The organism is Dictyobacter halimunensis, from assembly GCF_036245075.1.
The window spans coordinates 1,109,970-1,134,702 of sequence record NZ_BSRI01000002.1 but is presented as its reverse complement, the minus strand read 5'-3'; the positions used below and the strand labels follow the sequence as shown (position 1 = coordinate 1,134,702).

21 protein-coding genes are annotated in these 24,733 nt (G+C 52.9%); 11 read left to right on the top strand and 10 right to left on the bottom strand.

All coding sequences use genetic code 11. From position 1 onward, the window contains the following. The first annotated feature begins 1 nt into the window (after position 1). From aroQ to AABA21_RS18715, 8 genes are all read left to right on the top strand, one after another. Entirely contained in the window at positions 2 to 439 is a 438-nt protein-coding gene (gene aroQ, locus AABA21_RS18750; RefSeq protein ID WP_338252857.1) for a type II 3-dehydroquinate dehydratase, read from the top strand. A 15-nt stretch (positions 440 to 454) separates the two neighbouring features. Further along, on the top strand, positions 455 to 1,555 hold the full coding sequence (locus tag AABA21_RS18745) for a M24 family metallopeptidase (protein ID WP_338252855.1): 1,101 nt from the start codon (positions 455 to 457) through the stop codon (positions 1,553 to 1,555). A gap of 15 nt (positions 1,556 to 1,570) precedes the next feature. After that, positions 1,571 to 2,119 carry an elongation factor P gene (gene efp / locus AABA21_RS18740; RefSeq protein WP_338252853.1) on the top strand — a complete coding sequence of 183 codons (549 nt, stop codon included), beginning with the start codon at positions 1,571 to 1,573 and terminating at the stop codon, positions 2,117 to 2,119. Between the two features lie 111 nt (positions 2,120 to 2,230). Beyond that, positions 2,231 to 2,746 (top strand): acetyl-CoA carboxylase biotin carboxyl carrier protein, encoded by a 516-nt coding sequence (locus AABA21_RS18735; protein WP_338252851.1) that lies wholly within the window; start codon positions 2,231 to 2,233, stop codon positions 2,744 to 2,746. A 5-nt stretch (positions 2,747 to 2,751) separates the two neighbouring features. Continuing rightward, entirely contained in the window at positions 2,752 to 3,987 is a 1,236-nt protein-coding gene (xseA, locus tag AABA21_RS18730) for an exodeoxyribonuclease VII large subunit (protein WP_338252849.1), read from the top strand. An 11-nt stretch (positions 3,988 to 3,998) separates the two neighbouring features. After that, positions 3,999 to 4,223, top strand: coding sequence for an exodeoxyribonuclease VII small subunit (gene xseB / locus AABA21_RS18725; protein WP_126594979.1), 225 nt, complete (start codon positions 3,999 to 4,001; stop codon positions 4,221 to 4,223). A 21-nt stretch (positions 4,224 to 4,244) separates the two neighbouring features. Further along, positions 4,245 to 4,694, top strand: a complete 450-nt coding sequence (locus tag AABA21_RS18720; protein ID WP_338252846.1) for a divergent PAP2 family protein — start codon at positions 4,245 to 4,247, stop codon at positions 4,692 to 4,694. A gap of 447 nt (positions 4,695 to 5,141) precedes the next feature. Beyond that, a complete protein-coding gene (locus tag AABA21_RS18715) occupies positions 5,142 to 5,936 on the top strand; it encodes a response regulator transcription factor (RefSeq protein WP_338252844.1) in 795 nt (264 codons plus the stop codon). Between the two features lie 596 nt (positions 5,937 to 6,532). On the opposite strand, the gene AABA21_RS18710 is transcribed toward AABA21_RS18715, so the two are convergent. Beyond that, positions 6,533 to 6,928 (bottom strand): sugar transferase, encoded by a 396-nt coding sequence (locus AABA21_RS18710; protein WP_338252842.1) that lies wholly within the window; start codon positions 6,926 to 6,928, stop codon positions 6,533 to 6,535. Next, a complete protein-coding gene (locus tag AABA21_RS18705) occupies positions 6,906 to 7,208 on the bottom strand; it encodes a sugar transferase (RefSeq protein WP_338252840.1) in 303 nt (100 codons plus the stop codon). The genes AABA21_RS18710 and AABA21_RS18705 overlap by 23 nt, the downstream gene beginning before the upstream one ends. A gap of 478 nt (positions 7,209 to 7,686) precedes the next feature. Here AABA21_RS18705 and AABA21_RS18700 point away from each other — a divergent pair, with 478 nt between their 5' ends. Both AABA21_RS18700 and AABA21_RS18695 read left to right on the top strand, forming a co-directional pair. After that, positions 7,687 to 8,817, top strand: coding sequence for a DegT/DnrJ/EryC1/StrS family aminotransferase (locus AABA21_RS18700; RefSeq protein WP_338252838.1), 1,131 nt, complete (start codon positions 7,687 to 7,689; stop codon positions 8,815 to 8,817). Between the two features lie 150 nt (positions 8,818 to 8,967). Then, positions 8,968 to 9,975 (top strand): Gfo/Idh/MocA family protein, encoded by a 1,008-nt coding sequence (locus tag AABA21_RS18695; RefSeq protein WP_338252836.1) that lies wholly within the window; start codon positions 8,968 to 8,970, stop codon positions 9,973 to 9,975. An 84-nt stretch (positions 9,976 to 10,059) separates the two neighbouring features. Here AABA21_RS18695 and AABA21_RS18690 read toward each other — a convergent pair whose 3' ends face one another. After that, entirely contained in the window at positions 10,060 to 11,016 is a 957-nt protein-coding gene (locus tag AABA21_RS18690; RefSeq protein ID WP_338252834.1) for an SDR family oxidoreductase, read from the bottom strand. 307 nt (positions 11,017 to 11,323) lie between these two features. Here AABA21_RS18690 and AABA21_RS18685 point away from each other — a divergent pair, with 307 nt between their 5' ends. Beyond that, positions 11,324 to 12,574, top strand: coding sequence for a putative glycoside hydrolase (locus tag AABA21_RS18685; RefSeq protein WP_338252832.1), 1,251 nt, complete (start codon positions 11,324 to 11,326; stop codon positions 12,572 to 12,574). 6 nt (positions 12,575 to 12,580) lie between these two features. Here AABA21_RS18685 and AABA21_RS18680 read toward each other — a convergent pair whose 3' ends face one another. The 7 genes from AABA21_RS18680 to AABA21_RS18650 form a co-directional block, all read right to left on the bottom strand. After that, the gene (locus AABA21_RS18680; RefSeq protein WP_338252830.1) at positions 12,581 to 13,882 is read right to left on the bottom strand and encodes a glycosyltransferase family 4 protein; all 1,302 of its coding nucleotides are present in this window, start codon (positions 13,880 to 13,882) and stop codon (positions 12,581 to 12,583) included. Continuing rightward, positions 13,869 to 14,948: a glycosyltransferase gene (locus tag AABA21_RS18675; protein WP_338252828.1), complete on the bottom strand. Its 1,080-nt coding sequence runs from the start codon at positions 14,946 to 14,948 to the stop codon at positions 13,869 to 13,871. The genes AABA21_RS18680 and AABA21_RS18675 overlap by 14 nt, the downstream gene beginning before the upstream one ends. Positions 14,949 to 14,989: 41 nt before the next feature. Continuing rightward, positions 14,990 to 16,930, bottom strand: a complete 1,941-nt coding sequence (gene asnB, locus AABA21_RS18670) for an asparagine synthase (glutamine-hydrolyzing) (protein WP_338252826.1) — start codon at positions 16,928 to 16,930, stop codon at positions 14,990 to 14,992. A 26-nt stretch (positions 16,931 to 16,956) separates the two neighbouring features. Next, a complete protein-coding gene (gene asnB / locus AABA21_RS18665) occupies positions 16,957 to 18,903 on the bottom strand; it encodes an asparagine synthase (glutamine-hydrolyzing) (RefSeq protein ID WP_338252824.1) in 1,947 nt (648 codons plus the stop codon). A 24-nt stretch (positions 18,904 to 18,927) separates the two neighbouring features. Next, complete coding sequence (locus tag AABA21_RS18660; RefSeq protein WP_338252822.1) at positions 18,928 to 20,253, bottom strand: glycosyltransferase family 4 protein; 1,326 nt, start codon at positions 20,251 to 20,253, stop codon at positions 18,928 to 18,930. Between the two features lie 2 nt (positions 20,254 to 20,255). After that, entirely contained in the window at positions 20,256 to 21,599 is a 1,344-nt protein-coding gene (locus tag AABA21_RS18655) for a glycosyltransferase family 4 protein (RefSeq protein ID WP_338252821.1), read from the bottom strand. Between the two features lie 166 nt (positions 21,600 to 21,765). After that, positions 21,766 to 24,702 (bottom strand): lipid II flippase MurJ, encoded by a 2,937-nt coding sequence (locus AABA21_RS18650; protein WP_338252819.1) that lies wholly within the window; start codon positions 24,700 to 24,702, stop codon positions 21,766 to 21,768. Positions 24,703 to 24,733: the final 31 nt, after the last annotated feature.

Genomic DNA, 24,733 nt, shown 5'->3' with positions numbered 1-24,733 from the left:
GATGCAGAATTTCCTCATCTTAAGCGGGCCGAACCTGAATATGCTGGGTACCCGAGAACCCGAGATTTATGGTACGATGACCCTGGAGCATATCCATGAAGCGGTACGTCAGCGTGCCGCGGCCCTGGGAGTCAGCGTCGCCTGTTTTCAATCCAATTACGAGGGAGGCCTGATCGATTATATTCAGCAGCAGCGTGCGCAGGCCGCTGGTATCGTCATTAATCCTGGCGCGTTTACCCATTATTCGATCGCGCTGCGCGATGCTATTGCCGATGCCAGACTGCCAACGATCGAGGTTCACCTGAGCAATGTGTATGCGCGCGAAGAGTTCCGGCATCATTCAGTGATTGCGCCTGTGTGCCGTGGGCAGATAGCCGGCCTGGGATGGCGAGGCTATGTCATAGCGCTGGAGGCCTTGACGGCACTGGTAAGCGAGTAATAGAAAGAGATGGTTATGAGTCAAGAGAGCGTACAACAATTCCGGGCGTGGATTGCTGAGCAAGGTCTGGATGCCTTTTATATCACGCACCCACAAAACGCTTCTTATTTGAGCGGCTGGCTAAACGATGAGGAAGGATCTGGTTCTGTCATCGTGAGCGCGCAGCAGCAAATCCTGCTGACAAATTTGCTGTACGGCGAGGTTGCCACGCGTGAAGCGGCTGGGTGGCATGTCGTGATCCCACCTGGACGCAACTACACGCAATCGATCGCCTCTCTAGCTCAAGAATATGGCTGGAAGAAGATTGGATTTGAGTCCAGCGTGCTGCGCTACTCCGATTTTGATGCGCTGCGCCAGGCGGGCGAAGGAACGTTCAGCCTGCATCCATTTGAAGAGACCATCGTCAATCGCCTGCGCGACGTCAAGCAGCCACATGAACTGGACCTGCTGCGACGGGCTATCGCCATTACCGATGACACGTTCGCGCATCTATGCCAGTGGATTCAGCCAGGCATGACCGAGAAAGAGGTCTCCTGGGAGATCTCACGTAAAATGGTGGAGTTGGGAGCCGATGGACCCTCATTTAGCTCGATTGTTGCTTCCGGTCCCAATGGATCTATGCCGCACGCCGTTCCTGGTTCGCGTCAGATTCAGTCCGGTGAGCTGATCACGATCGACATGGGGGCTCGCTATAAAGGCTACTGTGCCGATATGACCCGCACCATCTGCCTGGGCGAACCTGCCGAGCCGCGCATGAAAGAGATATATGAGGCCGTCCTGCGTGCGATGAAGACCTGCGAACAGGGTTTATACGCGGACATCTCCGGACGTGATGCCGATGCCCTGGCACGCAACGTTCTGGCGGAAGCTGGCCTGGCCGAATACTACATTCATAGCACAGGCCATGGAGTAGGCCTGGAGATCCATGAAAGCCCTTCTCTTTCACAACGTGCCCCCGAAGATGTCAAATTACCAGCCGGCTCGGTCGTCACGGTTGAGCCAGGTGTCTACATTCCCGGGTGGACTGGTACACGTGTTGAAGATTGTGTGTTGATTAAAGAAGATGGTGTTGAAGTATTAACGCAGTCACCTACTGAACTGGTGATTCAGCGCTAAAGGAGATTTGTATTCATGATTTCAACTGGTGATTTGAAAAAAGGTGTCACGATAGAATTTGAAGGGCAGCTATGTTCCATCCTGGAATGGCAGCACGTCAAAATTGGTCGTGGCGGCGCGATTGTGCGTATGAAGTTGCGTAATCTGCGCTCAGGGGCAACGGTCGACCGCACCTGTGACGCTGGCGATAAATTCAGGCGCATTTACCTGGACCGCTCACATGTGACCTACCAATATCAGGATGGCGATCAGTATCATTTTATGGACACCGGCACCTATGACGATATTGTGCTGACCGAGGCGCAGCTAGGCGATGCCAAAAATTATCTGATCGATAACCTGGAGCTCGACATTATTCGTTATGAAGATGAGCCCATTTCGGTGGAGCTCCCTGAGAAACTTGTGCTGCGCATTACCTACACCGAGCCTGGTTTCAAAGGTGATACCGCCACTGGTGGCACCAAGCCCGCCACCACGGAGACCGGCCTGGTCGTGCAGGTTCCGCTGTTTCTCTCAACCGATGATCTGATTCGTGTTAATACTACCACTCGGCACCTACGTTGAGCGCGCCTAGCCGCACACTACAGGAAGCAGGAGGGACTGCCCTCCCTCCTGCCACTGGTGGCCATTGACACAAAGTTTGTCAATGTCTGCTAGCATATATGGAGTCGTTTTATGAACCACAATAATTCTCATGAAGTCGAAACCATCACACGTGAAGGTGCCGCTCCCCGGGTTGGCATCGAACATCTCAAGCGCCTGGTACAGTTACTGGACGCCAGCGATGTCTCAGAAATCGAGGTCAAGCGGCCCGCCGAAGGGATGCAGCTCGTGTTGCGAAAAGCCAGGGCGCAGAGCGCGGGTGAAGTAACGACTTACGCCGTTGCCGCTGCCGAGGACGAAAGCGACGAGACCCGGTCCGAAGAAGCCGCCGCAGAGTCCAGGCATACGATCAATGCTCCACTTGTTGGTATCTTCCATTCCTGGGGCAAGCCCAAAGGCAATCCACTGGTCACGGTTGGTGATCGCGTCAAGCCGGGTCAGCTCGTCGGCACCATTCAATCATTAAATGTGATTAACGAGGTAGAGAGCACGATCGCTGGTAGTATTGCCGAAATTCTGGTTCAGGATGGCCAGGCTGTGGAATATGGGCAGCAATTGTTCCTGATCGATCGCTCAGAGGAGGCATAAGCCGTATGCTCTTTCAGGACTCTCTCGGAGCCCCGTCGGCCATCAGTGTCTCAGCCCTCTCGCTGTATCTGAAAGAGTTGCTGGATACTAACGACATCTTGCAAAATATTTGGGTGCACGGTGAAGTCTCGAATTGTAAAACGTATCCATCTGGACATTGTTATTTTACCTTGAAAGAGGGCGATGCCCAGTTGTCCTGTGTCTTCTTCAAGCAGGCACGCCTGCGTACGTCGGCCCCCACTTTACGTGATGGGATGGCCCTGGCTGTCAACGGGCGTGTCGCATTTTATGAACGCGACGGCAAGCTACAGTTTTATGTCGATGCTGTCATGCCGCTGGGCGAAGGCGCCCTTTTTCGGCGCTTTGAGCAGCTGAAGGCACGGCTGGAGGCTGAGGGTCTGTTTGATAGTGAGCGCAAGCGTCCATTGCCGGAGCAGCCCTCTATCATCGGCATCGTCACCTCTCTACAGGCGGCCGCCCTGCGTGATATGCTACGTACCCTGCGCAATCGCTATCCTTTAGCGCAGGTTATCCTGGCGCCCGCCCAGGTGCAGGGGGTTGATGCTCCCGCCTCGATCGCCACAGCCCTGGACCTGCTCAATGAGCATGGTGAGGCTGATGTTATCATCGTCGGGCGTGGCGGTGGCTCGATTGAAGAGCTCTGGGCTTTTAATGAAGAGGTTGTCGCGCGCGCCATCGCTCGCTCTCGCATCCCGGTCATCAGTGGTGTTGGTCACGAAACCGATTTTACTATCGCGGATTTTGTGGCGGATTTACGCGCGTCTACACCAACGGCCGCGGCCACGGCCGCCGTGCCTGATATCGCGGACTGGCAGTTTGAGCTGCAGGAGAAACAGCAACTGCTGACCGAGTTAATTACCGAGCACATTGAGGATCGACAGGCACTGCTTGCCCACGCATTGCGTGACCTGCAGCATGTGAGTCCGCAGAGCATTATCGTGCAGCGCCGCCAGCAGATAGATGAATGCACCGAGCGCCTTCAGACTCATATGCAGCATAGCATCTCCTTGCGCGCCGAACGACTGCGGGGGGTAAGCCTGCAATTGCACTCCTTAAGCCCACTCTTAACCATTGCCAGGGGCTATGCGGTGGTACGGCAGCAACGCGATCAGGCCGTTGTAACCAGCACCCGGCAAGTGCAGGCGGGCGATGTCGTCACCATTCAGGTTCAGGATGGACAGATCGCGGCGCAGGTACAGGAGCCACTAGAAAAGATTTGATAGGGGATAAGATGGAAACGTTATCATTTGAAGAAGCTTTTGAGCGGCTGGAAGCTGCTATTGCTGCTTTGCAAGAAGGGAAGATGCCACTAGACCAGGCGCTGCGGCAGTATCAGGATGGTATGCAACTGGCGCAGTATTGCAATGAGCTCTTACAACAAGCCGAGCTCTCAGTGCAGCAACTGAGCATGGACGAAACTACCGATACGCCCTCTCTTTCACCCCTTGATTTATAGAAAAGGGGAAGGGTGGAATATATGTTAAATCATGGTTCTCTACTGGATAATCGGGTGCTGATCGCGGCCTTTCTGGCCTGGGGCATCGCCCAGGTGAGCAAAACTATTCTGGAATTATTCAAGCAACGAAAACTGGCCCTGAGTCGACTGGTCTCCTCTGGTGGTATGCCCAGTTCTCACTCGGCCCTCGTCACGGGACTGGCCACAGCCGTTGGTCGCGTGATGGGCATCGCGTCCGCTGAATTTGCCATCGCTGTTGTGCTGGCCTGTATCGTGATGTACGACGCCGCCGGCGTCCGCCGTGCCGTTAGCATTCAGGCGCGCCTCCTTAATCAGATGATTGAAGAAGCTTTTCAGGGCAGCCCCGTGGCAGCGGAGAAGCGTCTGCGCGAACTGATTGGTCATACCCCGATTCAGGTCTTTGTTGGTGGATTGTTAGGGATCGCTATTGGCTTGTTATGCACCATCTGAGGCCTATATAGATAACAAAACATATTATATAGAAACATTTTTATTCTTCTTTCAGCTTCATGCCGATACCTTCTACAAATTGTGATGCATTACCATATTGCTGCATTGCAATTTAAAATTGTATCAGGTATAGTCTTTATCAGACGATAAGCCGAGTCTACGTCAATAGTGGTCTCCTTGTTGTTCTACCATCATAAAAATGCCCGAAAAGCATGAAGAACAGTAACCTGTTTCACGAAAAACAATCGTTAATCTGTTCTTGCTTGTAGCGCATTCCTCGTTCGTACGACTACTTGACATTGTCGTTGCATTGTACGCTGATGATACAGCGATAAAAGATATGCGTGTTATAAATACCCATGCAAGTGGCGTTTACTTGATAGCAAATGAATGGTTCCAACCATGATGATTATAAGTACCACTGCTATCTAAAGACCTTACCTGTTTATGAATTCTGAATTTGTATATGTGATGACGGATGAAGGATGGCAACCACAGCGCTGGGAGGAGACAATGAAATTACTGATCATCGATAGTGATCGTGATTTGGTAGAGATGCTGACAAGCTGGCTAAAGACATTGGGCTATGAGGTCTATCGTGCTTATACAGCTGAGCGTGCTCGGGTTGAATGGTTGGAGCAGCGGCCAGATCTGGTGATTATGGATACCGCTCTTAAAGATGTAGATATGCTGGCCCTGTGCCGCGAACTGCGCACCAAGCACGACGCGTTGATACTGGTGGTGACGGATGGAAAAGATGTGCATGATGAGGTGCGTTGTTTGGAGTCGGGAGCCGATGATTATTTGCGGAAACCTTTCTTCCCATCGCAGCTGCTGGCTCGCATTCGAGCGGTTAGCCGTCGGTCACGCGGGACTCTTGAACGCAGACCCTCATCGTTGATCCATGTTGGTCCTATCTGTGTCGATTCTCTGCACAACGAAGTCACCGTAAACGGCAAGGTCAGCCGCCTTACTCCTACCGAAAGTAAAATGCTGCACCTGCTGGCTATCAATGCGAACGATGTCTGTACCGCGAACCAGATCGTCACCCATGTATGGGGCTATGATGGCGATGGGGATGCCTGTTTAATCAAAGCGCACATCCGCCATCTACGTCAGAAGGTCGAGCCAGATCCAAGCCATCCGCACTTTATTCTCACGGTGCCTGGTGTTGGTTATACGCTGATCCGCCGCTCCGCCGAGGATGAGAATATTCGCCCACTGCGGGTAGTTTCCATATAAGCCTATTATTTTTTACGTTGTGCAATGCATGCCGTATTGCACAACGGCGAAGGCTGCCTCAACATTTCTGTGTGAACAATCGAGTAGGTGCGTCCGCTGATGCGGCCGCACCAGTTTTGTATATGGGTGCATGAGTTGCGCATTAGCGCAACTCATGCACCCATATACAAATGGCCTCCGTGTATCTGCAGCGCTCAACAGTCCATAGTATGGTGGTGCAACAGGGGTGAAGAGGCGCCTCCCCTGCACCCATACACAAATGGCCCCGGTGCACCTGCGGTGCGCAACAGTCCATAGTATGGTGGTGCAACAGGGGTGAAGAGGCGCCTCCCCTGCACCCATACACAAATGGCCCCGGTGCACCTGCGGTGTGCAACAGTCCATAGTATGGTGGTGCAACAGGGGCGCATCCGCGCCCCTGTTGCACCACCATACCAAACGAGTGCGGCCGCGCATGCGGACGTCCGTGCGGGAGCGCTCACGCTCGCCAACAGAGTAAGATCTATTCTACAAAAAACATAATAATGCAGTTTCTTGCTTCCTTGAGTAAGAAACTGCATTAAAGATAGATAAATGAATAGATATACTATAATTTATTAAGCACCACCGCGTGCGAAGAGCATAACTGGAACTGTGAGAATGATAAGTTTTAAATCAAGCCATATCGATTGTTTTTCGAGATAGTCTATGTCCATCTCAACCATATTCTGAAAAGTCACGCGCGAGCGTCCATAGACCTGCCACGTGCCGGTCAACCCTGGTCTGCCAATCATGCGTAGCCACTCATGGGATGTATACAGTTCAACCTCATAAGGCAGAGGAGGGCGAGGACCAACCAGCGACATCTGGCCTATCAGCACATTCCAAAATTGTGGTAGTTCATCCAAACTTGTTTTACGGATAAAGCGTCCAACTTTAGTAATACGTGGATCTTGAACATCTTTATACATCATTTTGCCTGTAGAGTCATCATTGAGCTTTTGACCATTCATGTATTGGAGAATTTTTTTCGCGATGAGCCATCTGATCACTATTTACATACATAGATCTGAATTTAAGCATTTCGAATTCGACCCCATCCTGGCCGATGCGTTTCTGACGAAAAAAAATAGGGCCTTCAGAGTTTGATTTGATACAGATCGCAACAACAATACCAACCAGGAGTACAAAGGGTGCAATGAGAAGGATAAAAGCAATATCAAGTGCACGCTTTGCTCTCAAGTAGCCCGTATTGATGCTGATCGTTCGGACGGGCGCCGATTGAACAATCATGTTTGCCTCCCACAAAGTGCAGACATGAGGTAAAACTTTTTATGTTCCCCTCGCTCTGTTAATTCTGATTTCAATATTATCTGACTCAGGTGTATAATCGGTGAGGATTTTTATGGAGATATGGTAAAGAGTTTGAAAATAGGTGATAAAAACATAAGCCCCCCCTTCTCTCGCGAATTGCCTATGGTTGTGTATTCTTTACTGATTAGCCATAGTTTAACCTATCTTACACCTTTATAGCCATCCAATAGCTACTCCTATTTGCTATCATAATAATAAGGGTTTATATAGATAACGCTGTGTACAAGGGGTGATCTAAAGATGAGGTGTCCCAGGCACCTATTGGGGACCAGCTATGTGTTTAAGGTATGGTGCACATGACGTTATATATCAATATAACATAAATCCACATGTAAGATTTATATAGGATTCTTTGTAATAAGTATTTTGAATTATGATTAAGGAGTGGTCAAAAAGAGTGTCATCTGAAAATATTCCTCTGGTAGATTTACGGGCGCAATATCTGGCTTTAAAGCCTGAATTTATGGCCGCTTTTGAAGAAGTTCTCGAAGGGATGCAACTGTTTATAGGGCCCCGGCAGCGGGCATTTGAGCAAGAGTTTGCGATGTATTGCGGGTGTCAATTTGGTGTTGGCAACGCTTCGGGTACGCATGCGTTGGAGCTGGCCTTGCGCGCGTGCGGTATCGGCGCCGGTGACGAAGTGATCACCGTTGCTAATACCTTTATCGCGACCGTGGAAGCGATCGCAGCGGTCGGGGCTATCCCTGTCTTCGTTGATATCGATCCCGAAACCTATCTGATGAACTGGCAGCAGCTTGAACAGGTGTTGACCCCGCGTACACGAGCTATTCTTCCTGTTCACCTCTATGGCCATGCCGTAGAGATGCAGCCGGTGATGGATTTCGCACGTGTCCACGGCCTGCGTGTTATCGAAGACGCCTCACAGGCTCATGGTGCTACGTATAAAGGCCAGCGAGTTGGTTCATTCGGTGATATCGGGTGTTTCAGCCTGTACTATAGCAAGAATCTTGGTGCCTTTGGCGAGGCTGGCATCTGCACTACTAATGATGCCGAGCTGGCGGAGAAGATGCGCATGTATCGGGATCATGGCTCGCGGGTGCGCTATCTCCATGAAGTGATGGGGGCTAACGGTCGTTTAGATGAGCTACAGGCGGCGGTATTATTGATCAAGATGCCGCATCTGGAGCGTTGGAACGAGGCACGCCAGGCCCATGCTCAGGCCTACAACGAGCAGTTGCGTGGGATCGTTGATGCGGTTCCGGTCGTACGTCCCTGGGGCACACACGTGTACTGCTACTATGTAATTCAGGTCCCTGACCGCGATCGTTTCCGCCAATTCATGCAGGACGAGGGGATTGGCACCAATGTTCACTATCCCATTCCTTTGCATCTGCAGCCGGCGTGTGTCTCCTACGGTTATAAGCCGGGCATGTTTCCGGTGACTGAAGCCCTGGCTCCAAAGATTGTTTCTTTACCGATGTATCCAGAACTTACCGGGAAGCAAGTGCAGCGTGTCATTGATAGCGTAAAGAAATACATTGGTTCCGTGGCTTCTCATTCCGCTTGAACCTCCGAGGTATACATCCACGGTTACAGACAGCTCGCATGGAAGCGATATTGCTACCGGGTTTTTATGGTACTTGTGTGTTTTGTGTATCTATCGTTTCGTATTTCAATGTAGAGCTTTTTAGAGTAGGAACTTATAAGGAATGTACCAATGAGAACAGATCTACGTTTTGGTTTAATTGGTTGGGGATACTGGGGACCAAAGATTGCCCGTAACCTGGATGGCCTTTCGAATGTGTCGGTTACCATGGTAGCTGATCTGGATCAGAGCCGCCTGGCATCGATCGCTGTGAATCAGCCATGGATTAAAACCACCACCGATTTCCACGATATTCTTAACTCCGATGTTGATGGGGTGGTGATCGCGGCACCTGTGCGTGCCCACTACCAGCTGGCGAAAGAAGCGTTGTTGCATGACAAGCATGTTCTGGTAGAGAAGCCGCTCACCGCCAGTGTCGCGCAAGCTGAAGAACTGATAGAAATAGCCCGCCAACGCAATCTCATCCTCATGGTTGGCCATACCTTTGAATACAGTCCAGCTGTCAACGAGCTACGCAAGCTGGTGCAAAACGGAGATCTTGGAAAGATCTATTGCGTTGAGGCTGAACGCGTCAATTTAGGCCTGTTCCGCAGCGATATCAATGTAATCTGGGATCTGGCACCGCACGATATATCAATTCTTCTCTATTTATTTGGGAAGGCACCTGAGAGCGTTAAGGTGCAGGCGCATGCCCACCTGCAGTCGCATATCTGTGATATCGCGCACCTGGATTTAGAGTTTGCCGACCAGATGACGGCCCACGTGCATGTCAGCTGGCTGCATCCTTGCAAGATTCGTCGTGTCACGGTCATTGGTGATGCCAGAATGGTCGTTTACGACGACACCAATCCCTCAGAGATGATTAAAGTTTACAATAAGGGAGCGGATGTACACGCCGATCCGGTTGTCTCCTATCGCCATGGGGCTATTACCATCCCCCATATCGATTGGGTTGAGCCGTTGCGCCTGGAATGCGAGGACTTCGTCAATTCGATTCGCACCGGAAATCAGCCGCGGGCCAATGGTGAAGTTGGCCTGGCGGTTGTACGTGTTCTGGAGGCTGCCCAGGCGGCTCTGGAGAAGCAAGAGGCTATCAATACTGCCGTAACTGTTCACTAGATGTGACAGAGATCTCTACAAGCAAGAGTGGGCGTTCTCATTGTTGAGAACGCCCACTCTTGTGCCTTGTTGGATGTGCCGTAATTATTGGGATACGCCCACGCGCAGGGACTCCAGCGTCTGGGAGAGACCCTCGCTAAACTTGATGTTCGGATCATAGCCGAGCAGGCGCTGCGCTTTGCTGATGTCGGCCAGGCTATCCCTGACATCTCCCGCGCGAGGATCGCGATAGGAGACATCCGGGGTGGTCTGCAGCAGCTCACCGGCGCTGCGCAAAACCTCGTTGAGCGAGATGCGCTCACCACAGCCGATGTTCATAGCCTGTCCTACCGCATCGGGTGCGGTCGCCGCTTTAAGATTGGCCTGGACCACATTGGCGACAAACGTGAAGTCGCGTGTCTGCTCTCCATCGCCGAAGACGATTGGCTGCTCCTGATTGAGCAGGGCGGTCAGAAAACGGGGGATGACGGCCGCGTACTCGGATTTGGGATCCTGCCGGGGACCGAAGACGTTGAAATAGCGTAAGGCCACCGTTTCCAGGCCATAAATGTTATAGAAGACCGAGCAGAGGAGCTCTCCGGTCAGCTTATGGACGGCGTAGGGAGACATGGGTGAGGTGGGCATGCCCTCGTGTTTGGGCAGGGTTGGCGTATTGCCATAGACCGATGAGGAGCTGGCGAATACCACGCGGCGCGCCCCCGCGTCCCTGGCCGCGATCAGGACGTTCTGCGTGCCATTGACATTGACCTCCAGTGAACTGACCGGATCGGCGATTGAGCGGGGAACCGATGCCAGGGCGGCCTGGTGAAAGATAACCTCTACTCCTTGAGCTGCCTGGGTGACGGCGGCAAGGTCGCGAATGTCGGCGCGTACGATCTCGACTTTTCCTGGTAGCCCCTCGAAGGCTTGCAGATTGCTCTCGCGACCAGTGGCAAAATTATCTAAAACGCGAACATTTTCACCCTGTTTCAGGAGTGTCGCGGTAATGTGTGAACCAATAAATCCTGCTCCACCTGTGACCAAATAACGTACTGAACTCATAATTACTGTATGCACACTAGTACTTTCTAGTTGTCAGAAAAACTGTGTACAACCCCTTTCTTCATGTAAAATTGAGCTTGTAACAATTTCTACTCTACCAGAGTATACCCAATTCAGGTTACATACCTGTTTAATTGCTAGAGTATATGTTATCTTGTACCATGGATGGTTGGCATAGTATGAACATTGTTATTTGTGAATACATTAGAGGAAAATCCTGGTGTTTAGACGTCCATGTATTAAACGATCAGTTTATCTATTTCTGGCACTTTTTTTGCCCGCGATTGTAAGTAGCTGCACCCTATCAATGCCTTCATCGTCGGGTAAGACGACGCCCGACTATACTAGCTCGGCCGCGGCGCCGGTAGGCTTGCAGGTTCCTGTCTGCCATCTAGAGCAGTGCACCAATTTTAATCCTGTTAAAGGCACTCGCCCTTTCACTGATACCAGTAAGAATATCCACTCTGTGCTGGTTTTTGATTATCGGATCAAGGATCCAGCGGCGATCGCCAATGATTACGATTTCGTTTGGGGCGCGCGCCTGGATAATATGCAGATCTATCGTGACGCGAACCCCAATCTGCTGTTGAGCTATTACATGACGATCCATCGCGATAACGGCATATTTGTCGATCAGACGAACCCTGGTACCCTGGCATACTGGCAGCAGGTGCATCCCGATTGGGTCCTCTACAAATGCGATCAGAAGACGCCAGCCCTGGAATATGGTGACAAAAACATTCCGCTCGACATCACCAATCCAGAGGTGGTGAACTGGCAGCTGCAAAATTACGTTCAGCCCGCCAGTGAAGCCGGCTATGATGCCCTGGCCGTCGATAATATCGATATGGAAAATATCTTTGGTGCCTGCGGCCACTTTGACAAACAGGGCCACTGGGTACAGCTCTACACGGGCAGCAATAATGACGTGCGCTGGCAGACTGATCTGGCCAACTGGGTCATCCAGATGCAGACGAAATTACATGCCTTACCCCATCCTCTGCTGTTGATCGGCAATGTCAGCACCGGCGTTGTTTCGCTCCATGCCCCAACCTTGTGGACCGTTCTGGAGCACGTGGATGGTGTGCTCAATGAGAGTGGCTTCACCCACTTTGGCAATCATACCCTGGTTGGGAATGATTGGCTGCAGGAGATCCAGTATATAGATTCGGTGCAGGATCTGGGGAAGCCTTTCTTTATCGTCAACCAGGTACAGAAGCAGCTGGCGCCGGCGGACACTGAATGGATCTACGCCTCGTACCTGATGTGTAATCAACGCCTGGCATCGATTAATATTTCAGGTTTCAAGGCGTATGGTTATGCCAGAGACTACCCGGAACTACACGCCAACATCGGGAGCGCAAAGGGTGACATGTACCAATCGCAGAGCGTGTACTGGCGAGACTTCACCGGTGGCGAGGTCGTCGTCAATCCCAACAATGCCAGTGTGCAGGTAACCACCAGTGGTACAACTACCTATGTCGATCCCTATGGGAACAGACCCGGTCACACCTTTACGCTACCGGCCTACTCGGCTAAAATCTTGCTCAAGGGCTGATCAACGCTATTCGGTTGCTGGTACGGAAACGGTATCGGCAACCGGATCTACCATGCCACCGGCAAGTGCTTCGACGCTTTCCTGACGACCTGCCTGGATTTGTGGGACACCATCGCGCGCCAATAGTTGCTGATAGGCGGCCACGAGATGCTTTGAGGTCTGGTTCCAGCTCAGCTCTTCTTCGATGCGTTGGCGGCCATAGTCGCCCATTTTTTTGCGCAGGGCGGCCTCCTCCAGCAAGAGCTCGATCTTATCGGCGAAGTCCTCGACCCGATTGGCGCTGGCGTAGAGCGCCGCTTCCTGAGCCGAATAGCGTGTCTCCAGCAGATCAAAGGCTACCACCGGCAGCCCCATAGCCATATATTCCATCGTTTTGAGCATGGTGCTGTGATCGTTCAGCTGATTGCTGGGGTCCGGACAGAGTCCGATGTCGGCGACGCTGAGGTAGCGCAAGAGATCATGCTTGCCCACCCAGCCCGCGAAATGGACGTAGTCCGTCAACTGTAAATCCTGGGTCAGGTTTTTCAGGATCTCCAGTTGATCGCCGTCACCCATCAGCACCAGACCGATATCCTGGCGGCCACGTTTGTTGATTAATTCATTGAGGGCGTAGAGGACGTAATCTACACCGTCCTGTGAGCCCATTACCCCGATATAGGCCAGCAGATAGGGATGTCCCCGCTTCAACTCAGGCTCAGGGGTAAGGACAGTAAAGCGTGTATCATCCGGTCCGTTGCGTACCACCACCACCTTTTCGGGCGCGCAGCCACCGCGTTTGAGGGCGTTGCGCTTCTGCGACTCATTGGTTGTAATCACCAGGTTGGCGGTTTTATATGAGAGCGTCTCGCATAGCTGCAGGCAGCGCTGAATTAGTTTCATGCGCCCCTGAAACTTGATAGCAAACATCTCGGGTGCCAGGTCGTGCTGGTCAAAGATAAACTTTTTTCCCAGCAGGCGATAGAGCAGTCCAATGAAGAAAAATGTGTCCGGCGGATTGGCGGCATGGATGACGTCGAAGCCGTGCCGGAGCCAAACCTTAAAGCTCAGGCGCAGCGTGTTGAGCATGGCCGACGCGTATTCGCGTATGTAATCGGTTGATTTGCGTATAGTCGTATCGAGGGTATAGCGGTAAATAAAGATACCATCCAGGCAGACATAGCTTTCGGTATCGCGCGTCTCGCCACGGGGGCAGATAACGCTGACCTGGTAGCCGTGCTGGCGCAAGGTTTGGGCCTCGCGCCAGACACGTGGATCAGCAGGAACCGAAAGATTTTCTACCAGGAGAAGCACTTTCTTATTCCTGGGCATAAGCTGTCTCCTTCAACTGTGCTTCATTCTCCGTTGCATCGTTGGTTTTCCGGGGAATCTTCAGGCCGGTGGCTTTTTCATAGACATCGATGATCTGCTGGGCGATGATACTGCCCCTGAGATGCTGGGTATCGGCGCGGCCGGTGGTGCGTTCGGTATGCGCCAGCGCGACCTCGATGCCGGCGGCCATCTCTTCGATGCTATTGGGTGTACAGACGGTGCAGCCCTCGGTACGCCCGATCACGGCGCGCACATCGCCGACATCGGTACTGACGACGGGCACGTTACAGGCCATGGCCTCTCTCACTACATTGGGTGAGCCCTCGGCGTGTGAAGAGAGGATCAGGGCGTTACTGGCGTTCATATACTTCACCACCGTATCATGTGGCAGGCCGGTGGCCACGACCAGTTCAATGTCGATGCCTTTGTCTCGGACACGATCAACGGCTGCCTTTGCCAGAGAGAAGTTCTTCACCGGGATGTTTGGATTGTTGCTGAAGAGCACATAGTATTTGTTCTGATCCCATCCGAGCTCGGCGCGCATGACATCTCGTGGCACAGGCTGGAACTGCGAGAAGTTGACCCCATCAGGAATAACGTAGATCTTTTGCTGGGGACCGCGTGCCTCTCTCTTCATCTGGTCCGATTTCACGATCACCGCATCGACCCAGTAGCAGAGCTGGCGGCTCAACATCGCCACAGCGTTGCCTTTCGTACTATGGCCGCCCTGCGCGGTCACGGTACCCAGGATATCGTCGCCGATAAAGGCGGCCACCACCGGGATGCCCCATTGCAGGCGGCAGATAAAGCACCACAAGCCATACTGACCATTGATGACGTTGTAGCGTCCGCTCAGGGCGGCGCGCCAGATCTGTGACAGGGCTGAGGCATAACGCAGTGCGGTGGGCATCCCAACTTTGGGATGGATAACATCAACTTCCAGACCCGCTTCGGTCAGCGCGTCAACCTGGCTTTTCACAAAGGTACCGGCGTGCGGCTTTTCAGCCGTGGGATAGATGCCGGTGACCATCAGGACACGAAATGGCGTAACTGTTTTCCTGGGCATTCTATGATAGATCCTTTCCGGATAGAAGAGCATGTTTTGATTTAGACGATGGTCGCCAGCGACTCTTCCGCCAGCAGATCCGAAACAGAGCCCTCGGGCTTCTTCAGATCAGGTGTATCGATGAAGACGCGGAACCAGAGCTCCAGGCTGGCCAGCGTAAAGATCTGAGCCTGGTAATTGGTCCTCCCGTCCAGGTGATCTTGCACCATCTTCTCGATATAGGCATCGTTGAAGTAGCCACGGCTGCGGATGCGGTCCGAGAGCAAGAGCTTGCTGATCAGGTCGCGCTGACCCTCGCGGAACCAGACACCTGTTGGCACGTTAAAGCCCATCTTTTTGCGCGTCAGGATCGGGGCCGGCAAGAAGTCCGCGAAGGCCTGCTTGAGCAGATACTTGGTCTTGAGCGACTTGATCTTTGCGCTCGACGGGATGCTAGCCGCGTATTCGATCAGCTTGTAGTCCAGCATGGGAATGCGCGACTCCAGCGAGGCGGCCATCGTCATCTTATCGCCCTTCATCAGCAGATTGTCCGGGAGCCAGATCTTGGTGTCCAGGTAGAGCATCGAAGAGAGGTCGTCGCGTTGTGGATTGTTCTGCAGCCAGCGTCGGAACTCGCGGCTGGCGTCCAGGTCGATGGCCATCTTCGTCTCGTCGGCCAGCAACTGCTCTTTTAAGGGACCATTGAAGATACCGAACCAGTTCATCCAGCGCTGTGGAGCCGGTTGAGAGATGTTGCGGGCCGCTGTCTTAAGCTTGCGCATGCTATAGGGCAGGCGCTCTAAGAGCGGCTGGATGGCTTGATTGCGCACCGCATCCGGCAGGATGTGATAGTAGCGTGCCATCCAGTCCACCACGTATTTAGGATAGCCGGCAAACAGCTCGTCGGCCCCCTCACCAGAGAGGACGACCGTGACGTGCTGGCGCGCCAGCTTGGAGACTAGGTAGACGCCCAGGTCCGACGGCTCACTAACCGGCTCATCGCGATGCCAGGTCAACAGAGGCCAGTACTGCGTGAGATCTGAAGAATTGACCACCAGTTCATGATGATCGGTGCCAAAGTGATCGGCTACCATGCGCGCATAAGGAAGCTCGCTGTACTCGGGATGATCGAAGCCTACCGAAAAGGTCTTTACCTTGTGTGGGGTGAGCGTGCTCATGATCCCAGAAATAATGCTGGAATCGACGCCACCACTGAGCATGGCGCCAACCGGCACATCGGCCATCATACGCTCCTCAACGGCCCGGTGCACATGTTGTTTGATGCCTTCCAGGTACTCGGGGATAGAGCGCTTCTCGGGATCTTTTTTAAAGGTGAAGTCCCAATAGCAATGCTCACGTATCGTCTCATTTTCAAAGAGCACCCAGTGTCCCGGTTTGACCTTGGAGATGTTCTTGAAGAGCGTGGCTGGTGCTGGCACGTAGCGCACGCTGAGGAAATCGGCCATCGCCTGTACATCCACCTCACGCCTGACTTGCGGATGACCCAGGATCGCCTTGATCTCGGAGCCAAAGATGATATTGCCATTCAGATTGGTGTAGTACAGTGGTTTTTTTCCGGCCTTGTCGCGTGCCAGCAGTAGACGCTGTCTGGGACCATCCCAGATGGCGAAGCCAAACATCCCATGCAGGCGTTCAACGCAATCGACGCCATACTCTTCGTAGGCATGTACAATCGTCTCGGTATCGCTACTGGTTTGAAAGACATGGCCTTTTTCTTGCAGTGTTTTTCGAAGCTCTTTATAATTCCAGATTTCACCATTAAAGACGATCCAGATATCACCTGTCTCGTTGCACATTGGCTGGTGGCCGCCGCTGAGATCAATAATGCTCAGGCGCGCGAAGCCCAGGCCCAGCGGGCCATCGATGTGTGCTCCACTATCGTCTGGACCACGGTGCGCAATCAGGCGCGTCATAGAATCTATTAATTGCGGGGAGACCGGTTCGCCGCTGCGTGCGTTATAAATTCCACAAATGCCGCACATAAACGCTCCCTTTCCTCATTCATTCATTATTTTTTGATTGTATAAGAAGATGATGTAGATGCTATAGTTTCTCCGGTTGTAAGACCCGGCTTATCGATATATGTCTGGAACCATAATTCCAGGCAGAGCAGCGACCAGAGTACCTCGCTATGATTGGTCAGAGGGCGTCCGCCATCGGTGCTGAGCAGATTATGCAGCAACTGCTGGCTAAAGATGTTGCGTCCCCTGGCCTGGCTTGAAGTCAGCACGTCATGGGCATAGCTCTGCACATCCTTACGGAACCAGGTATTGATCGGCACCGCGAAGCCGCGCTTGGGCCGTTCTAGAATCTCTGGTGGCAGCATATCGCTGGCCACTTTCTTCAACAGGTATTTGCCATGACCGTCATGAATGCGTCCATTGTTGACGCGCAGTGAAGGATTCAGAGAAGCGACATATTCCGCCAGATGATGGTCGAGGAGGGGCGCACGCGTCTCCAGTGAGTTAAACATGCTGGCCTTATCGACTTTGACGAGAATGTCATCTGTGAGATAGGTCAGGGTATCGACATACTGCATGCGGGCGGTTGGATCGAGATGTTGCACCGCGTGGTAGAGGCCCAGGTGACGTTCAAACGGCATATGTCCCTGCACCTGCTGATAAAAATCCTGGCTATAGAGCTCGCTCCTGGTATAGTCGGGGAACAGCATATTCGCTTCAATGCTACGGGTTCCATAGTCGCGCAACCAGGTCTGCAGACGCTTCTTGCCGCGTACCTTGTTAGGCAGAAGATAGGAGGCGCGTGACAGAGTGCCGCGCAGCAGGCGAGGAATATGATAGAGCTGGTACTCGCGCCTGTATTGCTCGTAGCCACCAAAGATCTCGTCACCGCCATCCCCACTCAATGACACGGTCACATGTTCGCGTGCCAGTTTAGAGACATAGTAAGTTGGCAGCATAGATGAGTCCGCGAACGGCTCATCGTAGTCCCATACCAGCTGCGGTAGAACATTCACCAGGTCATATTTGACAAAGAATTCATGATGATCGGTCCCGAAATGCTGAGCCACCTTGCGCGCATGGGGGAGCTCATTGAAGGAGGCCTCTTCAAAACCGATGGAAAAGGTCTTAACTGGCTGAGACATCAATTTGCTCATCATGCCAACGACCACGCTCGAATCCAGTCCACCGCTTAAGAAGGCTCCCAGTGGAACCTCACTCATCAGGCGGATGCGCGTGGCCTCTTCTAGCAGGCTACGCGTGCGCTCGACGGCGGTCGCCTCATCGTCGTTGCAGGTATGGGCGAACGAGATATCCCAGTAGCGCTTCGTACTGACCTTCCCATGTTCGTAAATGAGCACATGGGCCGCCGGCACCTTCATGATATTCTTGAATATGGTCAGTGGGGAGGGCACGTAGCGATAGACCAGGTATTCATCCAGAGCGATGGGATTGACCTCGCGTGGCACGCCCGCCTCTAGAATCGATTTAATCTCTGAACCAAAGATGAGCCGCTGACCATCCCAGTAGTAATTGAGCGGTTTCTTCCCAAAGCGATCGCGGGCCGCGAAGAGACGCTGACGTTTGATATCCCAGATTGCGAAGGTGAACATCCCGCGCAGATGCTTGACGCAGTCGTCGCCATACTCTTCGTAGGCGTGCAGGATGGTTTCCGTATCTCCATTGGTGCGGAACTGATGACCACGGGCTTGTAGCTCCTGTTGTAGCTCCTGGTAGTTATAGATTTCGCCATTGAAAACGATCAACATACTCTGATCTTCATTGAAGATTGGCTGATGGCTGCCAGCCAGGTCAATAATGGACAGGCGGCGCATACCCAGCGCCGCGGACGTTCCACTATCTATACCATCGCCAACCCAGGTTCCCTGATCATCGGGACCGCGATGGCGAATAATCTTGCACATATTATCGATAAGGTGTTCAGCATTCTCGTGTCCACATGCTACATTGACGAATCCCGCTATTCCACACATGAGAGGTATATCCTTTCAGGGTATTTATGGTGTCACCGAGTAGCTCTCTGAGGGTAGTACATCTTCAGTGGGCTGCCCCGTGTGTGTTGCAGTAAGGCGTTGATAGATTGATGTATAGAGACTCAGTACATGTTCAAGGGTGTAGGAGCGTTGAATGAGCTCGCTGGCGGCCGCTCCATACTGCTGTGCCAGTTGAGGGTCGCACAGCAGGGTAAGCAGAGCCTGCGCCATCGCTGTATAATCCTCGCTTTCGACCAGCAGGCCGTTGACGCCACTTTCAATCACATCCTCACTACCGCTGACGCGGGTCGCGATGCAGGCCAAGCCGCTGCCCATCGCCTCTAGCAAGGCATTGGGCATCCCTTCCCAGCGCGAGGGAAGGATACCGATCAGGCCTCGCTGTAGCTGGCCTGGCACATCACTCTGTAATCCGGCGAACTCTACACTCTCCGCGATGCCCAGGGCCGCCGCCAGTTGCTCTAGTTGAGGCAGTACGGGACCGCTGCCCACGATCACCAGGCGCGCCTCGGGTTGCTGGGCATGAACCAGGTGCCAGGCCTGCAGCAGCACATCCAGACCTTTTTCCCAGCGTGCTTTAGAGACACAGACCACGGTTCTGGCACGTTCTGGCGTGACCGCAAGCTGGGACTGAGGATGGAAGCGCGCGACATCAACGCCATTGGGAATCAGCTGGATCTCTAAGTCATCAAACTTGTTAGCTTTTACGTAGTGCTCTGAGCGTCTGCTGAGCACAATAACGACGGCATGAATACGCTTGAGCAGATGGCGGGTGAGATTGACCGCTCCTCGACCAGCCGCCTGCAGGCCGTACAGGTCGCCGTCGATCCAGGTTTTTCCATCGACCTGTAGCCAGGGAAGACCGGGATCAAGGGGGCCCGCTAGCAGCTTCGCGTTCTCATTAGTCTTGGTGGGCTTCTCACCGCCCGCGCTGATAACAATAATGGTCATAGGCTTTTTGGCGAAATAGCAGACCACGGCCAATGGCAGGACCAGCAGGCTGAACTGACAGACCTGTAAGACGTCAAAGTTGTTGCGTTCGCGCCAGATCGTTCTGGCCATCACAAACATGGCCAGGAAATAGAGAAGGCGCTGGACGATGCGCGGCAAGTTATCGCGTTTCCCCAGCAGCGAACCGGCGATGCGTCTGACGGGTACCCCTTTGAGGGTATCCGTCAGCGGCCAAGTATGTTTATGCCGAAAAGTAATCACCTGCGTTTGATAACCCGACTCGATCAGACGTTGACACTGAGCCAGGGTCTGGGTTTCGGCACCACCGACATAGGGATAAAAAGTAGTAATAGCAATACATATACGTGGTTTACGTTCCATATTTATATTTCTCCCACGCCCTCAAGAACCTTGGCAGGGGTTCGGGACTCCTTATGTAATGTTTGTCGATAGAAATCTATAAATTGATCAGCAATATTCGTCATGTGATAATCACGTATAACAGTTTCGCGTCCGGCCACTCCCAGACGCCGGGCCAGGTCACTATCAGCTATTAAGCGCTGCATTGCCAGCGCCAGTTCGGCCGGCTGTTCGGGCTCGACCAGCAAGGCATTCACGCCATCCATCACGATATCCTCGCTACCACTGACGCGGGTCGCGATGCATGGTGCTTCACAGCTCATCGCCTCCAGCAGGGCATTGGGCATCCCTTCCCAGCGTGAGGGTAGCACAAAGCCCCAGCACCGCTGCAGCAGGTTGACCACATCTTTCCGGGCCCCCAGAAAGACCACGCTCTCCTCGATATTCAGTTCCTTCGCCAGGCGTTTTAGCTGCTCTTCAGACTGCCCATTGCCCGCAATGAGCAGACGCGGTTTGAGGTTCGCCCGCCAGTCGTCTGGCTGGTCCAGCATCATGCGTTTCCAGGCATGGAGCAATACATCCACGCCCTTTGGAAATTGCAGGCGTGCCACGCACAGGATATCGCGCTCGGGTTGAGTGGGGTCAGGCCGTAATTCGGGGGCGGGATTAAATTTTTCAATTTCAATACCATTGGGAATATGGACCAGTTTATCGCGGCGAAAGCCATTGGACGTCATATAGCCATAACTGCGTGCACTAAGAATTTGATAAAATGTATCAGATTTTTTCAGGAAATTCAGGATCATGCCGCCACCGACGGCGGTCTTTCTCATATGCTGCATATCCCCCACCACGGCATCTGCATAGTCAACCTTCAAAAAGCTAGTATCGTTCAGTTTGCCGGCCAGCGTGTCCACCATCATGATGGCCTCTTCTGGTTTCGGCTTTTTGCCGGGTCCCGTACTGGGGATACTGACAATCACCGGTTTCCCCGTTAATTTTCCTATCAGGGCCGCCACGCCCGAGAGGGGGGAAATCTGGATTGTATGCAAAATATCGTAGTGGTGACGCATGCGCCACAACTGCAAGAACATTAAGAGATCGATCGGGAGATGCCCCAGCCGACCGACGCGCAATCTGCCACGCCGATTAAACGATCCACCAATGCGGATAACCGGAACGCCATCGACTAATTCAGATTTTTTCCAGGTTTTTTCATGTTGCAACGTTACAATGACCACTTTATGGCCCAGCTCAAGCAAGCGGTGTGCCTGCTTGGCCGCGCGTGTTTCCGCCCCACCAATAATAGGTGCATACAAGAAAGCTACCATACAGATACGCAGCTGATCCTGCGAACTATTTTCCACGAAGCTTCTCCTTAGATGCTAATTGGAAGCCATTGATAAATCCACTCATGTGTGACAACGGCTCATCGCCGCTCTTGCTCAGCCGAAGGGTGGATGCTACTGCTGACGGGAAAGCGCCTCCCTGGCGGTTGTGCTCATGAGGTTGAATGGCTTGACGCTTGTTTCTTTAGGCCATGGTCAGCTCTTCTTGCTCTGCCTGAGCATCTTCTGTCTCTTCCTGATCGCTTTGCTCCTGTGCATCTTCCGGTGCAGCTTTGCTTGAGCCCTGCGTTTTATCCCAATAGCGACAGAATGGCAGGGCCATCAGGATGAAGAAGTAGATGCCCACGCCCTGGTTCCAGATGTCATTGGACTCGTATCCCTGGATGACGATACTGACCAGGGTGCCAAAGGCGATAGCTACCAGCAGTTTTTGCTCAAAACTCCTGTCCGAAAAGTATTTCTTTAGCAGGCACCAGCCGAAGGCGATAAAGCCCAGGCACATCAGCATCAGACCTATAATGCCATGCTCGAACATCGCTTCCAGGTAGATATTGTGGGCCGCCGTGGCGATGACGCCACCGCCGAAGCCAACCTGCAACTGGGTCAACAACACATCCGATGACTTCATGCCATATCCCAGGATCTGAGCAGGATCGAAGTGATTGATCAATGCTTGCCAGAGATAGGTTCGGCCATTGAGCGATGAAATATCGCTATTGGAGAAGCGGCTCAGGATAGGGATGTTGGCCAGGGTGGTACCCAGAAAGACCAGCCCCACGATCGCGGTACCTGCTCCTATGGCGATGCCACGCATCTTGTTGGAAGGCAGGAACAGGACGGTAACCACCAATCCAACCGCTACGGCAATGAGCGTCCCTCGGTTAAAGGTCAGACCCAGCGCCACCATCAGCAGGAGCAATACCGCGACCCCTCCACATATCTTGAAGAAGCTGCGCATGGTAAAGATGCGATAGATGGTAATGGGAATGAGCACCGACAGATAGAGACCCAGCGTTGGTGGGGTATCATAGAAAATCGAGCTAATACGAAAGAAGCCCGTGGTGGGATCAACCACACCATGCTGCTGGGTCACAAAGCCATAGAGCCCGTAGATCGCGATAAAGATGGATGGAGCGATCATCGCATCGATAAAGCCGATCATCTTCTGACGCGAATCGATAACCAGCACCACCAGCACGCAGACCGCGAAGAAGTCCAGCTCGGTGGTCCAGATAGTCATAAATTGCGACAGTGGAATCGGTGAAATGCCCATGCTCAGCAGGATCCAGATGAAGTAGAACAACCAGAACGGGAGCGCTGGCAGACGCTTGAACGCCTCTTTTGTTGGGACGTAGAAAAGCAACAAGAGCGTTGGCAACGTTAAGCCCGAGAGCAGATTATTACCGTTAAACAGTGGTAATGCTGAGCCGATGAATACATTGATGCCGGCCCAGGCCAGAACGAGCAGGTACTGATAGCGCAAAAGCGCCAGCACCACCAGCGAACCAAAGGCTATACGTACGGTGAAGAGGGCATTCTGCGCGGCGCCCGCGGCCCCAGCTGCGAAAACGGACAATGCGAAGACGACCTGCAGCGCCCTTTTGCGGAAAGCATATGTCAGACCAAAATCTCTCATACCGCCTTCCCTCCCTCTGGAGAACCTGGCCGGGACCTGTCCCCGGCTTAGCTTCTGAATTATCTCCAACAGCTCTTTAGGAGGGGTCAACAGATTCAATTTTCCGATCATCATGCGCAGCGTAATGATCAGGATGAACATAGTGCAGAAGTAGTAGAGGGAGGTGCCAAACGCGATACCAAACCCTCCCCAGATGTGTCCAAAGTAAGCATCAAAGGCGGCATTGGCGAAGACGCTAAAGATGCTCACCCCCATCAGGACACGGGTCTTACCCAGCGCGCTAAAGGCGCGCGACACAATGAAGCCGATGGCGGTTGGGAACATACCAATCGATAGGCCAACCAGAATCCAGGCGGTTGTGTCGGCATCGTGCGCTGTGAAATGACCATGCTCAAAAATGATCCCGATGATGATGCGGGCGCCAAACGTCATGACAAGGGTCAGGGCCAGCGTCGCGATGCCCACGATCCAGAGATAGAGGCGTAGCGTCCCTTTAAATGCTCGCATATCTTTGATGGCGGCCTGGTTCGCCAGGTAGGGTAAGGCGGCCCGTCCAACGGCGGCGAACAGCACACCGGTAGGCACGCCATTCAGCTTGAGTGCATTATTGAGCGCCGCGATAGTACCGGCGCTTTGAAACGAGCTAAAGATCGTATCTACAAACGGACTGGCCATGCTGATCAAGCCACCGAAGAGCGCCGGCCAGGCCGCGCTCATGATCGGTTTAAGTTCGGGTAGTTTCAGATCAAGCACAGGTCGATAGACGATCTGCATCTTATGCGCGCGGTAAATAATGACGCCTAGCTGGAGCACCTGACCCGCCAGCGTGCCGATACAGAGCATCAGGACGCCAAAGCTGTTGCCGCCAACGATAACAAAAGATGCCGTGGCCAGAGGCGTGAGCATACCCGCGTAGGCGGGCCAGCCAAACTTCCCCTCCGCGTTCAGGAGACACTCCATAAAGCTATTGAGCGTCATCAGAGCCAGGACCGGAAAGATAAACGGGGTCAGATCCTGTGCTATCAACAGGGTCGACTGTTGCGTTCCCGGTGCCAGGAACGTCATCAACTCTGTTTTAAAGAGGATCAGTCCGGCGGTGAGCACGATAGAGAGTATGATCAGCAGATTGAGCAGCGTGCTAAAGAGTTTAGATGCCTGTTCTCGTGTACCCTTGGTACGCAGTCGAGAGTAGGCGGGAATGACCGATGCCTCCAGGGCGCTGGCCAGCATCGGTGCGAGCGTCGTCGGAATAAGGGATGCCACATAGTAGGCATCCATATGTTGATCTTGCCCGAACTTGGCGGTGACCACGATCTGATTCAGGAGACCCATAACGCGAATCAGCAGGTTAGCCGAAGCCAGACTGAGCAGAGCCCGGAAGATGTTTTTATTGGCAGATTTGATTTTAACCGCCACTAGCCGAGCACTGGTTGTGCTCAGCAGTGGTTGACTATCAGTTCTGCCGTTGCCCATAGATTGAGACATGTTTCTTAACCGTTCTATCAGTGATGATCAT